Raw genomic sequence first — 15,067 nt, forward strand, 5'->3', positions numbered from 1 at the left:
CCGTGAGTTCGCCCACAACGGGCCACCACGAAGGAGCGACAGGCCCGGGTGCGCCTTACGCTCGACAGACCGCACAGCCACCCCCTCCTCAGCGCGCTTCCCCGCATCCGTCCACGGAGGTCCCCGCTCCATGAAGCTCACCGTCGTCGGCTGCTCCGGGTCGTTCCCGTCCGCGGATTCGGCCTGTTCGAGCTACCTCGTCGAGGCCGACGGCTTCCGGCTGCTCCTCGACATGGGCAACGGCGCCCTGGGCGAGCTGCAGCGACACATCGGTCTGTACGACCTCGACGCGATCTTCCTCAGCCACCTGCACGCCGACCACTGCATCGACATGTGCGGGTACTTCGTCGCCCGCTACTACCGGCACGAGGGCGGACGCTGCGACGCGCTCCCCGTATACGCCCCCGAGGGCGCCGAGCAGCGCCTGACCACGGCGTACGCGGACACCCCGTCCGCCACCTCGATGAGCGAGGTCTTCGACTTCCGCACCCTGACGTCGGGCGCCTTCGAGATCGGCCCGTTCTCGGTCCGTACGGAGAAGGTGTGCCACCCGGTCGAGGCGTACGGCATCCGGATCGAGCACGGTGGCCGTTCGCTCACGTACTCCGGCGACACCGGCGTCTGCGAGTCGCTCCACGAGCTCGCCCAGGGCACCGACCTCTTCCTCTGCGAGGCCTCCTTCACCCACGGCAAGGAGGACATCCCGGAGCTCCACCTCAACGGCCGGGAGGCGGGCGCGGAGGCGGCCCGCTCGTCGGTGGGCCGGCTGGTCCTCACTCACATCCCGCCGTGGACCGACGGCGAACAGAACCTGGCGGACGCGCGCGCGGTGTACGGGGGGCCCGCGGAGCTGGCGAGACCGGGCGCGGTCTACGAGATCTGAGCGCGGGAACGGCCGAAGCCCCCGCCCTTCGTGAGGAAGGGCGGGGGCTTCGGTGCGTCTGCCGTATGCGGCTTACTTCGCCTCGGCCTTCTGCAGCTCGGCGAGCTCCTCGTCGGACTCGCGGCCCGGCGTCGGAAGGTTGAACTTGGTGATCGCGAAGCGGAAGACCACGTAGTAGACGGCCGCGAAGCAGAGGCCGACCAGGGCCAGGCCCCACGGGTTGGACGCGATGCCCAGGTTCAGGAAGAAGTCCACCGCACCGGCGGAGAAGCCGAAGCCGTCCTTCATGCCGAGCGCCCAGGTCAGCGCCATCGAGACACCGGTCAGGACGGCGTGGATCGCGTAGAGCACCGGCGCGATGAACATGAAGGTGAACTCGATCGGCTCGGTCACACCGGTGACGAAGGAGGTGAGCGCGAGGGAGAACATCATGCCGCCGACGACCTTGCGGCGCTCGGGGCGGGCGCAGTGCACGATCGCGAGGCAGGCCGCCGGAAGGGCGAACATCATGATCGGGAAGAAGCCGGTCATGAACTGTCCGGCGGTCGGGTCGCCGGCGAGGAAGCGGGCGATGTCGCCGCTCTTGCCGTCGAACTCACCGGCCTGGAACCACGGGAACGAGTTCAGCAGGTGGTGCATGCCGACGGGGATCAGCGCGCGGTTGGCGACACCGAAGATGCCCGCGCCGACGGCGCCGGAGTTGACCAGGCTCTCACCGAACCAGTGCAGTCCGGAGCCCAGCCACGGCCAGATCAGACCGAACACGATGCCGGTGATGAGGCCCGCGAAGGCGGAGAGGATCGGGACGAGACGGCGGCCGCCGAAGAAGCCCGCCCAGTCCGGCAGCTTGGTGCGGTAGAAGCGCTGGTAGAGCAGGGCGACGATGATGCCCATGACGACGCCGCCGAGGACCTTGGCGTCGACCGCCTGCTCCACCATGACGATCTTGCCGTCGACTATGGCTTCCTTCTTGGGGAGGCTGCTGTCCGTGAAGGTGGCGAGCACCTTCTGGAAGACCAGGTAGCCGGTCACGGCCGCGAGGGCGGTGGAGCCGTCCGACTTCTTGGCGAAGCCGATCGCGATGCCGACGGCGAACAGCAGGGCCATGTTGTCGAGGATGGCCCCGCCGCCGGCCGCCATGTAGCCGGCGATCTTGTTGATGACGGTCGGGTACGACTCCTTGCCGAGCATGTCGGGCTGGCCGAACCGGACCAGGAGCGCGGCGGCGGGCAGCACCGCGACCGGCAGCATGAGGCTGCGGCCGATGCGCTGCATGACAGCCATCGCGCCGGAGCCCTTCTTCTTCTGGGCCGCGGGGGCGGCGCTAGCCGTGGACACAACTTCCTCCATTAGGCAAGGCGCCGCCAGGGGACAGATGTCACGGGGGGACGGCGACGTCTCGTGGAACGCGGTGGTCTGGACCGCGTGGTCTACACCAATGAGTGGTGTAGACCAGTTTTAGCACGTGAGACTTAGATAAGGAACCTACGAATTCTCCGTACTCGGCCATGGCCGGAAAGTGACGACGAAAGACCCCTGGACGGCGAGGTCCAGGGGTCTTCGACGGTCCTACGTACAGGGCGAAAGCCCCGAAACGGTCAGGTCACTTGATGTTGTCCCGCTCCATCTCCTCCTCGACCTCCTCCGGCTCGCGGCCGGGGGTCGGAAGGTTGAACTTGGTGATCGCGAACCGGAAGATCGCGTAGTACACCACCGCGAAGCCGAGCCCGATCGGAATGATCAGCCACGGCTTCGTCGCCAGGTTCCAGTTGATCACGTAGTCGATCAGACCGGCCGAGAAGCTGAACCCGTCCTTCACCCCGAGCGCCCACGTCACCGCCATCGAGACACCGGTCAGCAGCGCGTGGATCGCGTAAAGCACCGGCGCGATGAAGAGGAACGAGTACTCCAGGGGCTCCGTGATGCCGGTGACGAACGACGTCAGCGCCACCGAGAGCATCAGGCCGCCGACCTCCTTGCGCCGGTGCGGCTTCGCGCAGTGGGTGATCGCCAGCGCCGCCGCCGGAAGCGCGAACATCATGATCGGGAAGAAGCCCGTGGTGAACTGGCCGGCGTTCGGGTCGCCCGCCAGGAACATGCTGATGTCGCCGTGGACCACCGAGCCGTCCGGCTTCTCGTACGAGCCGAACTGGAACCACACGGGCACGTTCAGGAACTGGTGCAGACCGATCACGAGCAGCGCGCGGTTCGCGACGCCGAAGATGCCCGAACCCCAGGCGCCGAGCCCGACCAGCCAGTCGCTGAAGCTCTCCAGGGCGTCACCGATCGGCGGCCAGATCCACAGGCAGATCGCCGCGAACGCGATCGCGACGAAGGCCATGATGATCGGGACGAGCCGCCGCCCGTTGAAGAAGCCGAGCCAGTCCACCAGCTTCACCCGGTGGTAGCGCTGCCAGAACCACGCCGCGAGCAGGCCCATGATGATGCCGCCGAAGACCCCGGGATTCTGGTACGTGTATCCCGCGAAGGCGTCGTCGACGCCCAGGCAGCCCCCGCCGACGTCCTTCGTACCCTCGGGGCAGTCCTTCGGGAACTGGCGCAGCACCGTGTAGTAGACGAGGAAGCCGACGACCGCGGCGAGCGCCGTCGAACCGTCCGACTTCTTCGCCATGCCGATCGCGACACCGATGCAGAACAGCAGCGGCAGACCGAGACTGCCGTCGAGCAGCGCCCCGCCCGCACCCGCCATCACCTTGGCGACGTTGTCCCAGCCGAGCCCGTCCGGGCCGAAGACGTCGTCCTGCCCGAGCCGGTTGATGATGCCGGCGGCCGGAAGGACGGCGATCGGGAGCTGGAGGCTGCGGCCCATCTTCTGGAGCCCCTGGAAGAGCACGCTCCCCCGGGACTTCTTCCTCGGCGCCGCCGCGGCGCTGTCGGTGGTCATCGGCGTCCTCCCTGCCCGGAACAAGCCGGGTCCGCGTCTCGTTGCACACTGGTGTAGACCACTTGCGGTAGGCTCCCGGGAGCCCGCTGAGGACAGGCCGCCGGTGATCGTCATCATTCGGCAGAACGGTGGCACTCGCTCGCGAAGTTGGGCCAACCGTGGGTTACCGTGACAAAGCGGACCGCAGGTGCGCCGAGATTCGCGTTCACGCGAACGGAACGGACAGGGAGAGACACATGGCCAGCAAGGCTGAGAAGATCGTCGCCGGGCTCGGCGGCATCGACAACATCGAAGAGGTCGAGGGCTGCATCACCCGCCTGCGCACCGAGGTCGTGGACCCCGGCCTGGTCGACGAAGCCGCGCTCAAGGCCGCCGGCGCCCACGGCGTCGTGAAGATGGGCACCGCGATCCAGGTCGTCATCGGCACCGACGCCGACCCGATCGCCGCCGACATCGAGGACATGATGTGAGCAGCTGACACACACGTCGGCACACATCGACGAGGGCCCGTTCCGACAGGGGAACGGGCCCTCCGTCATGTCCCGCTACGCTCGACCCATGTCTCGTATCGACGGCCGTACCGCCGAACAGCTCCGCCCCGTCACCATCGACCGCGGCTGGAGCAAGCACGCCGAGGGCTCCGTCCTCATCTCCTTCGGCGACACCAAGGTCTTCTGCACCGCCTCCGTCACCGAAGGCGTCCCGCGCTGGCGCAAGGGCAGCGGAGAAGGCTGGGTCACCGGCGAGTACTCCATGCTCCCCCGCGCCACCAACACCCGCGGCGACCGCGAATCCGTCCGCGGCAAGATCGGCGGCCGCACCCACGAGATCTCCCGCCTCATCGGCCGCTCCCTGCGCGCCGTCATCGACTACAAGGCCCTCGGCGAGAACACCATCGTCCTCGACTGCGACGTCCTCCAGGCCGACGGCGGCACCCGCACCGCCGCCATCACCGGCGCGTACGTCGCCCTCGCCGACGCCGTCGCCTGGGCCCAGGGCAAGAAGCTCGTCAAGGCCGGCCGCAAGCCCCTCACCGGCACCGTCGCCGCCGTCTCCGTCGGCATCGTCGACGGCACCCCCCTCCTCGACCTCTGCTACGAGGAGGACGTCCGCGCCGACACCGACATGAACGTCGTCTGCACCGGCGACGGCCGCTTCGTCGAGGTCCAGGGCACCGCCGAGGCCGAGCCCTTCGACCGCAAGGAGCTCAACGCCCTCCTCGACCTCGCGTCCGGCGGCTGCGCCGAACTCGCCGAGATCCAGCGCAAGGCCCTCGAAGGCACGCTCTGAGAACGACGGGCGGCGACGGTCCGCGACCCCGGCTCGCAACCCCACGCCCCCCTCACGCGTCCTGACGGACACACGGGCGCACGGATACGATCCGTGCGCCCGCACGAACGCCATGCACAGGGGGAGGACCCACCTTGAAGCGCCGACTCGCACTCGCCGTGGCCACGGCCGCCGCACTCACCACCGTCCTGAGCGGCTGCGGAGCCCTCGACACCGCCATGGACTGCGTCAAGACCGCCGACGCGATAGCCACGTCCGTCGACAAGCTCCAGCAGGCCGTCTCCAACGCCTCGAACGACGTGACGAAGATCGAGGAATCCCTCAACTCCATCTCCACGGAGCTCGGCAACCTCAAGAACACGACGGACAACGCCGACCTGGCGAAGGCGGTCGACGACCTCACGAAGGGCGTGGACAGCGTCCGTACGGCAGTCAAGAACGGCGACACGACCCCGGACATCCAGCCGATCACGGACGCGGCGGGCGAGGTGGCGAAGGTTTGCACCCCGGGCTGACCCACCGACCCCGGATAATCAACGGCATGACCCGTCTGATCCTCGCCACCCGCAACGCGGGCAAGATCACCGAACTCCACGCGATCCTCGCCGACGCGGGCCTCACCCACGACCTCGTCGGCGCGGACGCGTACCCGGAGATCCCCGACGTCAAGGAAACCGGCGTCACCTTCGCCGAGAACGCCCTCCTCAAGGCCCACGCCCTGGCCCAGGCCACGGGCCTGCCGGCCATCGCCGACGACTCGGGCCTCTGCGTCGACGTCCTGAACGGCGCCCCCGGCATCTTCTCGGCCCGCTGGTCCGGCACCCACGGCGACGACCGCGCCAACCTGAACCTGCTGCTGGCCCAACTCTCGGACATCGCGGACGAACACCGAGCGGCCCACTTCGTCTGCGCGGCAGCCCTCGCCCTCCCGGACGGCACGGAACGCGTAGTGGAAGGCCGCATGGAGGGCACCCTCCGCCACACCCCGAAGGGCACGAACGGCTTCGGCTACGACCCAATCCTCCAGCCGAAGGGCCACGAGGTGACGTGCGCGGAGCTGTCGCCGGCGGAGAAGAACGCGATCAGCCACCGAGGCAAGGCGTTCCGGGCACTGGTACCGGTGGTGAGGGAACTGCTGGGCTGAGGAATGAGAACAAGAAGAGCCGCCCCCTGGGCGGCTCTTCGAGTGGTGCGGCCGATGGGATTCGAACCCACATGGACGAAACGCCCAGAGGCACCTAAAACCTCCGCTTATACCATTCAGCAACGGCCGCCCGCACGGCCATGGTAGCGGTCACGCGGTATCTGGTTGCGAGGTGTGCCGATGTTTTCCGCGGCACCACGTCTCCGTCATCGAATGGCAGTTGGGGCAGAGGTAGCGAAGATTACCCCGGCGGTTGTCGAGCCAGTTTCCGTTGATGTGGTCGATCTGCAGGGTGATGGATCCACCGCGCCAACTGCCTTCGTTCCCGCACTCGACGCAGCGATACGGGACTCCTGCCTCGGTGAGGGCGCGCTGGAGCCGGTTGCGGTTCTCACGCGACGATCCTTCCGGGCGTACTCGGAAAACAGTGTTCGCGATGGCTTTCGGCGCCATGACTCGCACGGAACCCCACGTGCGTCGTTTGAAGTGCGACGTGTCGAGGCCCAGCTCGGCCACCCGTCGCCGAACCCGGCGATGGTTCTGGTCGCTCACAGGAAGTCCGAGGGCACGCATCACATCGGCGAAGCTGACGGCCTCGGCCACCGCAGCCCGCAGGTGGTCCTCAGGTACATCGGTGCGCCTGTGGGTGAAATGGGAGACGTCGATTCCCTGCTTGTGCAACATGTGCCTCAGCGCGGCACGGGACCGGCTGTCATCTGCTACGCCCAACAGGCGGGCCATTTCTCTGATGCTGCGTGTGGACGCTGCGGCCGTTCGTAGCTCCTCCGCCGTGAACGGGAGGTCCGTGGTCAAGCGGTTCAAGCCAGGAAAGTGGCTCACGTCGATTCCGGCCGCCGTGATTCGTCGCCGGATGTGCGAGAGGGTTCCGGTCGCCGGTGGCACACCGAGCTTCTGTACGACTTCGCGCAGGGTCGTCGAGGTGGCGACCGCTTCGGCGATGGCGCTGTCCGTGTACTTGCGCCAGGGGCTGCGGTGTTTGAAGTGACTGGTGTCGATTTCGTACCCGGCGACCTTCGACTGCAGTGTTCGGCGCCGTCCCCCGCTCTCCGTGACGCCGAGCCGCCGCATCAGGTCAGCCCACCCCGTCGACTCCGCCACGGCGATGTCGAGCCGTTCCCTCGTGTACACGCTCGTCCCCATCTGGCCCCCTCCGCTCCGGCCACCCGTTCGCAGCCTCGTACGGAGTAACGAGCCGAATATCGGACGGTCACGTCATAACGCGTACGAATATCGCGTCCGAACGCGGGACGGCCCGCGCCGGTGGTGACCGGTGCGGGCCGTATCGAGAAGAGGGGTCAGAACTTCGGCTCCGGGGCCTGGGCCAGGACCATTTCCGCTGCCTCCTCCGGGGTTTCCACCGCCGGGGGTGAGCCTTCCAGGGGCTGTTGGGCCGTTTCCTTCATGCAGGCCACCGCGATCACGCCCACCAGCGCCGCGCCCATCGCGTAGTACGCCGGCATCAGGTTGCTGCCGGTCCAGCCGATCAGGGCCGTGATGACCAGCGGGGTCGTACCGCCGAAGAGGGATGTCGACAGGTTGTAGCCCACCGACAGCGAGCCGTACCGCACGTCCGTCGGGAAGAGCGCCGGGAGCGCCGCCGACATCGTGCCCAGCATGCAGACCAGCGACAGGCCGAGCATCAGCATGCCGATGGTGATCGCCGGGATCCCGCCCTGGCCGATCAGCAGGAACGCCGGCAGCGACAGGAAGAGGAAGCCCAGCATGCCCGCCATCAGGACCGGCTTGCGGCCGAAGCGGTCGTTGAGGCGGCCGACCTGGGTGATGATCGCCATCAGGAGGACCATCACGAGCACCAGGATCAGCAGTCCGTGCGTCTCGCTGTAGCCGAGCTCGTCGGAGAGGTACGTCGGCATGTACGACAGCAGCATGTAGTCGGTGATGTTGTACGCGCCGACCAGCGCGATGCACAGGATCAGCGCCGGCCACTGCTGCCGGAAGATCTTCGCCAGGTCGCCCTTGGTCGTGGTCTCCACGGCGTCCGCCGCGTCGAGGACGTTCGACGCGTCCGATTCCAGCTTCTGGAACGCGGGCGTCTCGTCGAGCCGCAGCCGCAGGTAGAGGCCGACCAGGCCGAGCGGCCCCGCCACGAGGAAGGGCACGCGCCAGCCCCACGCCTCCATCGCGTCGGAGCCGAGCCAGGCGGTGAGCGCCGTGACGAGGCTCGCCGCGCCGACGTAGCCGGCGAGGGTGCCGAACTCCAGGAAGCTGCCGAAGTAGCCGCGGCGGCGGTCGGGCGCGTACTCGGCGATGAACGTCGAGGCACCCCCGTACTCGCCGCCGGTCGAGAAGCCCTGGAGCATCCGGAAGAACACCAGCAGCACCGGCGCCCAGAAGCCGATCGAGGCGTACGACGGGATGAGGCCGATCGCGAAGGTGCCGATCGCCATGAGGATCATGGTGAGCGCGAGGACCTTCTTACGGCCCAGCCGGTCACCCATCGGGCCGAACACCATGCCGCCGAGCGGACGGATCAGGAAGGCCACGGCGAACGTCGCGAACGACGACAGGAGCTGGACCGTGTCGTTGCCTGAGGGGAAGAAGACGTGGCCGAGGGTGACGGCGAGGTAGGCGTAGATGCCGAAGTCGAACCACTCCATGGCATTGCCCAGGGAGGCGGCCCGTACGGCCCGCTTGACCGCCGCCTCGTCCGTCACCGTGATGTCGGTGCGGCGCAGCTTGGGCCGACGGCTCCGGGTGACGGCCCTGAACAGGCGCGGGTGGCGTCTCTGCGCCTCGGGATCGGCCGCGGGTTCGCGGTCTGTGGCCGACATGACCGTACGTCCTCTCTGGGGATGAAATTCCAGGGGGGACTTCTGCGCGGTCATGCCGTTCACAAACGGAATCCGGCCGGGATTGGGACGTCCGTCACATCGTCCCGAGGCCTTATGCCCCGGTCCGGGGGGCTTATGACCCGATGGAGAGGTCCCTGAGGACCTTGGCGACGTGGCCGGTGGCCTTCACGTTGTAGAAGGCGTGCTCGATCTTGCCGTCCTCGTCGACGACGACGGTCGAGCGGATCACGCCGGTCACCGTCTTGCCGTACAGCTTCTTCTCGCCGAAGGCGCCGTACGCCTCCAGGGTGGTCTTCTCGGGGTCGCCGACCAGCGTGACCCTGAGGTTCTCCTTCTCGCGGAACTTCGCGAGCTTCTCCGGCTTGTCGGGGGAGACGCCGATGACGTCGTAGCCCGCGGCGGCGAGCACGTCCAGGTTGTCGGTGAAGTCGCAGGCCTGCTTGGTGCAGCCGGGGGTGAGGGCGGCGGGGTAGAAGTAGACGATGACCTTGCGGCCCTTGTGGTCCGCGAGGGAGACCTCGTTGCCGTCCGCGTCGGGAAGGGTGAAGGCGGGGGCGGTGTCGCCGGGCTGCAGTCGCTCGCTCATGGCTCTCCTCGGGAGGGTTCGCGTACGGGATGAGAGCCTAATGGGGGGAGTCCGGCGGGGGTCGGGGACGGCCCATCGGTGGCGGAGCTGACAGACTGTCCGTCAACGACCGGAATACGACTACGGAGGCAGCGCGGTGTCGGAGTCCAGGACCCCTGCTCAGATCGAGGCGGACATCGTCCGCCGGCGCGAGCAGCTCGCCGTCACTCTCGACGAGATCGGCATTCGGATGCACCCGAAGACGATCATCGGGGACGCGAAGGCCAAGGTCGCCTCGACGGTCGACCAGACCGCCGGGCGGGCCTTCGTCGCCGTGAACCGGACCGTCTCGGATGTGAAGGCACGTTTCACCCATGAGGACGGCGCGCCCCGCCTGGAGCGCCTGGTGCCGGTGGCGCTGGTGGCCGTGGCGGTCATCGGGCTGATCGCCGCGTCCTCCCGCAAGGGCAGGCGATGACCGGGGAGGTCACCTCCCCGCCCGGGGTGTCCCGGCCGGGCAGGTAGGTTCACCCCGTGAGCGAGAACACGCACGACAAGCTGCCCATCCGGATGCTCCACGACCGGGTCCTGGTCCGGACCGACTCCCCGGAGGGGGAGCGGCGCTCCGGCGGCGGCATCCTGATTCCGGCGACCGCCGCGGTGGGCCGTCGCCTGTCCTGGGCCGAGGTGGTCGCGGTCGGTCAGAACGTCCGTACGGTCGAGATCGGTGACCGGGTGCTGTACGACCCCGAGGACCGGGCCGAGGTCGAGGTGCGGGGTGTCGCGTACGTACTGATGCGGGAGCGGGATCTGCACGCGGTGGCGGCGGACCGGTTCGAGGGCACGAAGGACTCGACCGGGCTGTATCTGTAGCCGTAGCGGTCGGTGCCTGGAGGAGATGTGGCGAGGGGCCCTGGTGACGACGGTCACCGGGGCCCTCGTCCGTTCTTTGCTAGCCTGGGGACACCCCGACGAGACGCGCCGTACCGGGTTCTTCGACAAGACGACGCACTCCTGTTGTTCCGTCTCGCGGAGGTGTCGTCGTCATGGCCTGGGTTCTTCTCGTCGTCGCGGGTCTGCTGGAAGTCGGCTGGTCGATCGGTATGAAGTACACCGACGGTTTCACGCGGCTCTGGCCCAGTGTGTTCACCGGCGCGGGGATCGTCGCCTCGATGCTGCTGCTCTCGCATGCGGCGAAGACGCTGCCGATCGGTACGGCGTACGGCGTGTGGGTGGGGATCGGCGCGGCCGGTGCGGCGGTGCTCGGCATGGTGGTGCTCGGTGAGCCGGCGACCGCCGCCCGGATCTTCTTCGTGTGTCTGCTGCTGGTCGCGGTGGTGGGTCTGAAGGCGACCTCGGGTCACTGACGGGGGCCGCCGGTACGAGGGGGCTGGGGGCTGCGGGAGACCACGGCGCCCGGCCCGGCCTCACCCGTCAGCGGACCTTCCTCCGACTCCTCGGTACCGCCCCATTCGTCCTCGTCCGGCATGGCCGGTTCCGGCATCATCTCCTCGGCCCCCGGCATCATCTCCTCCGTCCCCGGCATCAGCCGGAGGTCGAAGTCCCGTGGCGGTGTCGCGGCCAGTGCCTCCCGGGTGAACTGGCCCCAGATCTCGGCGGGTGCTCCGCCCCCGTTGATCCGGGGCAGTCCGAGGGCCCCGTACAGCGGTTCCTGGCGGGCCGATTCGGGGTCCTGGCCCATCATCGCGACGACCGTGGCTAGTTCCGGCGTGTAGCCCGCGAACCAGGCGGCCTTGTCGTCCTCCGCCGTGCCCGTCTTGCCCGCTGCGGGGCGGCCGGCGGTCTGCGCGGCCGTTCCCGTGCCGGTCTCGACGACGCTCCGCAGGATCGCGGTGGTCGTGTCGGCGGCCTCCCGGCTGACCGCCTGCCGGGCGGGGGCGGCGGGCGGGGTCAGGTCGTGGCCGTCCCTGGTGATCCGCTCGACGAGGGTGTACGCGCCGTGCCGTCCGTGCGCGGCGAGGGTGGCGTAGGCCGTCGCCATGTCGAGGACGCTGGCGGTGGCGGGCCCGAGTGCGATGGAGGGGGAGGCGGTGAGGTCGGGGGTGGAGCCGGGCAGGCCGAGGGCGACGGCGGTGCGCCGTACGTGGCCGGGGCCGACGTCGACGGCCATCTGGGCGTACACGGCGTTCACGGAGAGGTCGGTGGCGGTGCCGACGGGGATCTCGCCGTAGCTCTCGTCGTCCTCGTTGGCGGGGTCGTACGGGCTGCCGTTCCAGCCTTCCACCGGGCGCCGGTTGGTGCCGTCGTAGAGGGTGTACGGGGTGATGGGTTCGCCGTACTGGGTCTGGGCCCCGTTCTGTACGGCGGCGGTGAAGACGAAGGGTTTGAAGGTGGAGCCGACCTGGTAGTCGCGGCGGGTGGCGTTGTTGACGTACTGCTGGGTGTAGTCGATGCCGCCGTACATGGCGAGGACGTGGCCGTTCGCGGGGTCGACGGCCGCCGCCCCGACGCGTACGTACCGGTCGGCGGGGGCGCTCGCCGGGTCGAGGCGGGAGGTGACGCGGTCCTCGACGGCCTGGACGAGGGCGTCCTGCTTGGCGGGTTCGAGGGTGGTGGTGATGCGGAAGCCGCCGCCGGCGAGGGTCTTCTCGTCGACGATCCCGCGGTCGGTCAGGTACTCCTCGACGGCTTGGACGAGGTAGCCGCGCTGTCCGGAGAGGCCGGTGGCGGGGCGGGCGGTCTGGGGGGCGGGGAAGCGGGCGGTGGCGCGGTCGGCGGGGGTGAGCCAGCCCTCGGTGACCATGCCGTCGAGTACGTAGTGCCAGCGGGCGACGGCCTTGGCGTGGTTCTCGGGGTGGGTGGTGACGTCGTAGGCGCTGGGGGCCTTGAGGAGGGACGCGAGGTAGGCGCCCTCGGCGGTGTCGAGGTGCTCGACGTCCTTGCCGTAGTAGGCGCGGGCGGCGGCCTGGAGGCCGTACGCGTTCCGTCCGAAGTAGCTGGTGTTCAGGTAGCCCTGGAGGATCTCCTCCTTGCTCTTCTCGCGGCCGAGCCGGATGGCGATGAAGAACTCCTTGGCCTTGCGGGTGAGGGTCTGTTCCTGGCCGAGGTAGTAGTTCTTGACGTACTGCTGGGTGATGGTGGAGCCGGACTGGCGGCCCTTGCCGGTGACGGTGTTCCAGGCGGCGCGGAGCATGGCCTTGGGGTCGACGGCGCGGGAGGTGTGGAAGTCGCGGTCCTCGGCGGCGAGTACGGCCTGCCGGACGGCGAGGGGGACGCGGTCGAGGGGCACGTTCTCGCGGTTGACCTCGCCGTCGCGGGCGAGGGGGGTGCCGTCCCGGTAGAGGTAGACGTTGGACTGGGCGACGGCGGCGCTGTTGGCGGGCGGGATCTCCACCAGGAGGTAGCCGGCGGCGAAGGCGCCCGCGAGCAGCAGCACGCCGAGGAGGAGGAGTCCGGCGAGGGCGCGCAGGACGCGGCGGGGGCGGGAGCGTCTCGCGCGGCGGCTGCGCGGGGCCGGGGGCGTGCCTGCGGGGAGGGCGGGGAGGGTGGGGTCCCTCGGCTCCCAGCCCGGGCGGGGTGGCCGGGGAGTGTCGGAGTCGCTCATGCCGAAGGAAAGGGACATGCCACCACATATTGCACGGAAGTTGCGGAAACTTCCGAAAATGACCCGATTCTGACGGAATCCGATCTGACGGAAAATCCGGTCGCGGTGCGAGGGCGCGGACCACTAGGGTCGGGCGCTTCGCTGTCATTCGTACCGGAAAGGGAGCCCCATGCTGCGGCTGTACGCGACGGTGGCCGCGGGCGGGTTCCGGCGGCACGCCACGTACCGGGTGGCGACGGCGGCGGGGGTGTTCACCAACAGCGTCTTCGGCTTCATCCTGTCGTACACCTACATCGCCCTCTGGGACGAACGCCCCCACCTCGGCGGCTACTCGATGGACGACGCCCTCGCCTATGTGTGGATCGGACAGGCGCTCCTCACCGTCTGCGGGCTGATGGGCGGCGGCTTCGAGGACGAGCTGATCGAACGGATCAGGACCGGGGACATCGCCGTCGACCTGTACCGCCCGGCCGACCTCCAGGCCTGGTGGTTCTCGGCCAACGCGGGCCGGTGCGCCTTCCAGCTGCTCGGCCGCGGGGTCGCCCCGATGGCCGTCGGCGCGCTCGCGTTCCAGTTCACGCTGCCGTCGGGACCGGGCGCCTGGCTGGCGTTCCTGGGGGCCGTGGCGCTGGGTTCGACGGTGAGCTTCGCGATCTGGTACCTGGCGGCGATGAGCGCGTTCTGGCTGCTCGACGGCCAGGGAGTGGTGCAGGTGGTCTGGCTGAGCGGCCTGTTCTTCTCGGGGATGCTGCTCCCGCTGAACGTGTTCCCGGGCGCGCTGGGCGAGATCGCGCGGATGCTGCCCTGGGCGTCCCTGCTCCAGGTGCCGGCGGACGTGTACCTCGGGAAGTACGAGGGGGGCGCGGCGCTGGCGGGGGCGTACGCCTTCCAGGGCTGCTGGGCGCTCGTACTCCTTGGGGCGGGGCGGCTCGTACAGGCGGCGGCGACACGGAAGGTGGTGGTGCAGGGTGGCTGAGACGGTTCGTACCGGCGTGGTGGACGACGCCGGTCCGGCCCGGGACTCCGGGCGTACGTACGGGGGCGGGCCGGGTGACGCCCGGCGGTGGGCGGACTCCTGGCGCACGTACCGGCTGGTCGCGGGCATGTGGATCCGCTCCACCATGACGTACCGCTCCTCCTTCGCGCTCACGCTCGTCACCAGCTTCTGCGTCACCTTCTTCGACTTCGTCGTCATCCTCCTGATGTTCGGTCAGGTCAAGGGCCTCGGCGGCTTCACCTTCGCGGAGGTCGCCCTGCTGTACGGGACGGCGGGCACGTCGTTCGGGATCGCGGACCTGACGATGGGCTCGCTGCAGCGGATGGGGAGGCGGGTGCGGGACGGCTCGCTCGACACCTTCCTGATGCGCCCGGCGCCGCTCCTCGCCCAGGTCGCGGCGGACAAGTTCGCGCTGCGGCGGCTCGGCCGGGTCACGCAGGGCCTGTTCGTCCTGGTCTGGGGCCTGGTCCTGCTCGACGTGGACTGGACGCCGGTGAAGGTGCTGCTGCTGCCGGTGACGGTGGTCTGCGGGGCGGTGATCTTCGCGGCGCTGATGGTCCTGGGGGCGTCGGCGCTGTTCTGGATGCAGGACGCGGCGGAGGTGACGAGCTCGTTCACGTACGGCGGGAACACCCTCCTCGGCTACCCGCCGACGATCTTCGCGCAGGAGCTGGTGCGGGGTGTCGTGTACGTCGTACCGCTGGCGTTCGTGAACTGGCTGCCCGCGCTGTACGTACTGGACCGGCCGGCCCCGGCGGGCGTACCCGGGTGGTTGGTGTTCGCGTCGCCGCTGGTGGCGGCGGTGTGCTGCGGGGTGGCGGGGCTCGCGTGGAGGGCGGGAATCCGCTCGTACAGATCGACGGGAAGCTGAGGGAGTCGGGATT

The 15,067-nt window shown here is 69.1% G+C and carries 16 protein-coding genes, 1 tRNA gene and 1 riboswitch; of the genes, 10 read left to right on the forward strand and 7 right to left on the reverse strand.

Features of this window, described 5'->3' with window-relative positions; genetic code table 11:
• Nucleotides 1–130 precede the first annotated feature (130 nt).
• Nucleotides 131–883, forward strand: a complete 753-nt coding sequence (locus ABT034_RS00120; RefSeq protein WP_351209557.1) for an MBL fold metallo-hydrolase — start codon at nucleotides 131–133, stop codon at nucleotides 881–883.
• A gap of 72 nt (nucleotides 884–955) precedes the next feature.
• On the opposite strand, the gene ABT034_RS00125 is transcribed toward ABT034_RS00120, so the two are convergent.
• Entirely contained in the window at nucleotides 956–2,221 is a 1,266-nt protein-coding gene (locus tag ABT034_RS00125; protein WP_351209559.1) for a PTS transporter subunit EIIC, read from the reverse strand.
• A 265-nt stretch (nucleotides 2,222–2,486) separates the two neighbouring features.
• Nucleotides 2,487–3,788 (reverse strand): PTS transporter subunit EIIC, encoded by a 1,302-nt coding sequence (locus ABT034_RS00130; protein ID WP_351209561.1) that lies wholly within the window; start codon nucleotides 3,786–3,788, stop codon nucleotides 2,487–2,489.
• Nucleotides 3,789–4,024: 236 nt separating this feature from the next.
• Between ABT034_RS00130 and ABT034_RS00135 the strand changes: the two genes are divergently transcribed.
• The 4 genes from ABT034_RS00135 (at nucleotide 4,025) to rdgB (ending at nucleotide 6,222) form a co-directional block, all read left to right on the forward strand.
• Nucleotides 4,025–4,258, forward strand: a complete 234-nt coding sequence (locus tag ABT034_RS00135) for a PTS sugar transporter subunit IIB (protein WP_073807872.1) — start codon at nucleotides 4,025–4,027, stop codon at nucleotides 4,256–4,258.
• Between the two features lie 88 nt (nucleotides 4,259–4,346).
• On the forward strand, nucleotides 4,347–5,078 hold the full coding sequence (rph, locus tag ABT034_RS00140) for a ribonuclease PH (RefSeq protein ID WP_351209564.1): 732 nt from the start codon (nucleotides 4,347–4,349) through the stop codon (nucleotides 5,076–5,078).
• A gap of 134 nt (nucleotides 5,079–5,212) precedes the next feature.
• Nucleotides 5,213–5,593, forward strand: a complete 381-nt coding sequence (locus ABT034_RS00145) for a hypothetical protein (RefSeq protein WP_351209566.1) — start codon at nucleotides 5,213–5,215, stop codon at nucleotides 5,591–5,593.
• 26 nt (nucleotides 5,594–5,619) lie between these two features.
• Nucleotides 5,620–6,222: an RdgB/HAM1 family non-canonical purine NTP pyrophosphatase gene (rdgB, locus tag ABT034_RS00150; protein WP_351209568.1), complete on the forward strand. Its 603-nt coding sequence runs from the start codon at nucleotides 5,620–5,622 to the stop codon at nucleotides 6,220–6,222.
• A gap of 43 nt (nucleotides 6,223–6,265) precedes the next feature.
• Here the strand turns inward: rdgB and ABT034_RS00155 are convergent.
• The 4 genes from ABT034_RS00155 to bcp form a co-directional block, all read right to left on the reverse strand.
• Nucleotides 6,266–6,352: transfer RNA gene (locus tag ABT034_RS00155), tRNA-Leu, on the reverse strand.
• A 20-nt stretch (nucleotides 6,353–6,372) separates the two neighbouring features.
• Nucleotides 6,373–7,383: an HNH endonuclease signature motif containing protein gene (locus ABT034_RS00160; RefSeq protein ID WP_351209570.1), complete on the reverse strand. Its 1,011-nt coding sequence runs from the start codon at nucleotides 7,381–7,383 to the stop codon at nucleotides 6,373–6,375.
• A 155-nt stretch (nucleotides 7,384–7,538) separates the two neighbouring features.
• Nucleotides 7,539–9,035, reverse strand: a complete 1,497-nt coding sequence (gene proP, locus ABT034_RS00165) for a glycine betaine/L-proline transporter ProP (RefSeq protein WP_351209572.1) — start codon at nucleotides 9,033–9,035, stop codon at nucleotides 7,539–7,541.
• Nucleotides 9,036–9,168: 133 nt separating this feature from the next.
• Nucleotides 9,169–9,642 (reverse strand): thioredoxin-dependent thiol peroxidase, encoded by a 474-nt coding sequence (gene bcp / locus ABT034_RS00170; protein WP_351209574.1) that lies wholly within the window; start codon nucleotides 9,640–9,642, stop codon nucleotides 9,169–9,171.
• A 136-nt stretch (nucleotides 9,643–9,778) separates the two neighbouring features.
• Between bcp and ABT034_RS00175 the strand changes: the two genes are divergently transcribed.
• From ABT034_RS00175 to ABT034_RS00185, 3 genes are all read left to right on the forward strand, one after another.
• Nucleotides 9,779–10,099, forward strand: coding sequence for a DUF3618 domain-containing protein (locus ABT034_RS00175; RefSeq protein ID WP_351209576.1), 321 nt, complete (start codon nucleotides 9,779–9,781; stop codon nucleotides 10,097–10,099).
• A 56-nt stretch (nucleotides 10,100–10,155) separates the two neighbouring features.
• Nucleotides 10,156–10,494 carry a GroES family chaperonin gene (locus ABT034_RS00180; protein WP_351209578.1) on the forward strand — a complete coding sequence of 113 codons (339 nt, stop codon included), beginning with the start codon at nucleotides 10,156–10,158 and terminating at the stop codon, nucleotides 10,492–10,494.
• Nucleotides 10,495–10,571: 77 nt separating this feature from the next.
• A riboswitch (guanidine-III (ykkC-III) riboswitch) is annotated at nucleotides 10,572–10,634 on the forward strand.
• Nucleotides 10,635–10,667: 33 nt separating this feature from the next.
• The gene (locus ABT034_RS00185) at nucleotides 10,668–10,988 is read left to right on the forward strand and encodes a DMT family transporter (protein ID WP_028811654.1); all 321 of its coding nucleotides are present in this window, start codon (nucleotides 10,668–10,670) and stop codon (nucleotides 10,986–10,988) included.
• Here the strand turns inward: ABT034_RS00185 and ABT034_RS00190 are convergent.
• Nucleotides 10,982–13,204 carry a transglycosylase domain-containing protein gene (locus tag ABT034_RS00190; protein ID WP_351209580.1) on the reverse strand — a complete coding sequence of 741 codons (2,223 nt, stop codon included), beginning with the start codon at nucleotides 13,202–13,204 and terminating at the stop codon, nucleotides 10,982–10,984. The two genes, ABT034_RS00185 and ABT034_RS00190, sit on opposite strands and share 7 nt — an antisense overlap.
• A 154-nt stretch (nucleotides 13,205–13,358) precedes the next feature.
• On the opposite strand from ABT034_RS00190, the gene ABT034_RS00195 reads away from it, so the two are divergent.
• On the forward strand, nucleotides 13,359–14,162 hold the full coding sequence (locus tag ABT034_RS00195; protein WP_351210397.1) for an ABC transporter permease: 804 nt from the start codon (nucleotides 13,359–13,361) through the stop codon (nucleotides 14,160–14,162).
• Complete coding sequence (locus tag ABT034_RS00200) at nucleotides 14,155–15,054, forward strand: ABC transporter permease (RefSeq protein WP_502972758.1); 900 nt, start codon at nucleotides 14,155–14,157, stop codon at nucleotides 15,052–15,054. The genes ABT034_RS00195 and ABT034_RS00200 overlap by 8 nt, the downstream gene beginning before the upstream one ends.
• Nucleotides 15,055–15,067: the final 13 nt, after the last annotated feature.

Source organism: Streptomyces sp. NPDC002773 (genome assembly GCF_040295605.1).
Taxonomy (GTDB): domain Bacteria; phylum Actinomycetota; class Actinomycetes; order Streptomycetales; family Streptomycetaceae; genus Streptomyces.

What these genes read in the sequence shown, in the direction of transcription:
- ABT034_RS00120 (WP_351209557.1), top strand. Translation starts at nt 131, where the DNA reads ATGAAGCTCACCGTCGTCGGCTGCTCCGGGTCGTTCCCGTCCGCGGAT.
- ABT034_RS00130 (WP_351209561.1), bottom strand. Translation starts at nt 3,788, where the DNA reads ATGACCACCGACAGCGCCGCGGCGGCGCCGAGGAAGAAGTCCCGGGGG.
- ABT034_RS00135 (WP_073807872.1), top strand. Translation starts at nt 4,025, where the DNA reads ATGGCCAGCAAGGCTGAGAAGATCGTCGCCGGGCTCGGCGGCATCGAC.
- rph (WP_351209564.1), top strand. Translation starts at nt 4,347, where the DNA reads ATGTCTCGTATCGACGGCCGTACCGCCGAACAGCTCCGCCCCGTCACC.
- rdgB (WP_351209568.1), top strand. Translation starts at nt 5,620, where the DNA reads ATGACCCGTCTGATCCTCGCCACCCGCAACGCGGGCAAGATCACCGAA.
- ABT034_RS00160 (WP_351209570.1), bottom strand. Translation starts at nt 7,383, where the DNA reads ATGGGGACGAGCGTGTACACGAGGGAACGGCTCGACATCGCCGTGGCG.
- proP (WP_351209572.1), bottom strand. Translation starts at nt 9,035, where the DNA reads ATGTCGGCCACAGACCGCGAACCCGCGGCCGATCCCGAGGCGCAGAGA.
- bcp (WP_351209574.1), bottom strand. Translation starts at nt 9,642, where the DNA reads ATGAGCGAGCGACTGCAGCCCGGCGACACCGCCCCCGCCTTCACCCTT.
- ABT034_RS00185 (WP_028811654.1), top strand. Translation starts at nt 10,668, where the DNA reads ATGGCCTGGGTTCTTCTCGTCGTCGCGGGTCTGCTGGAAGTCGGCTGG.
- ABT034_RS00190 (WP_351209580.1), bottom strand. Translation starts at nt 13,204, where the DNA reads ATGTCCCTTTCCTTCGGCATGAGCGACTCCGACACTCCCCGGCCACCC.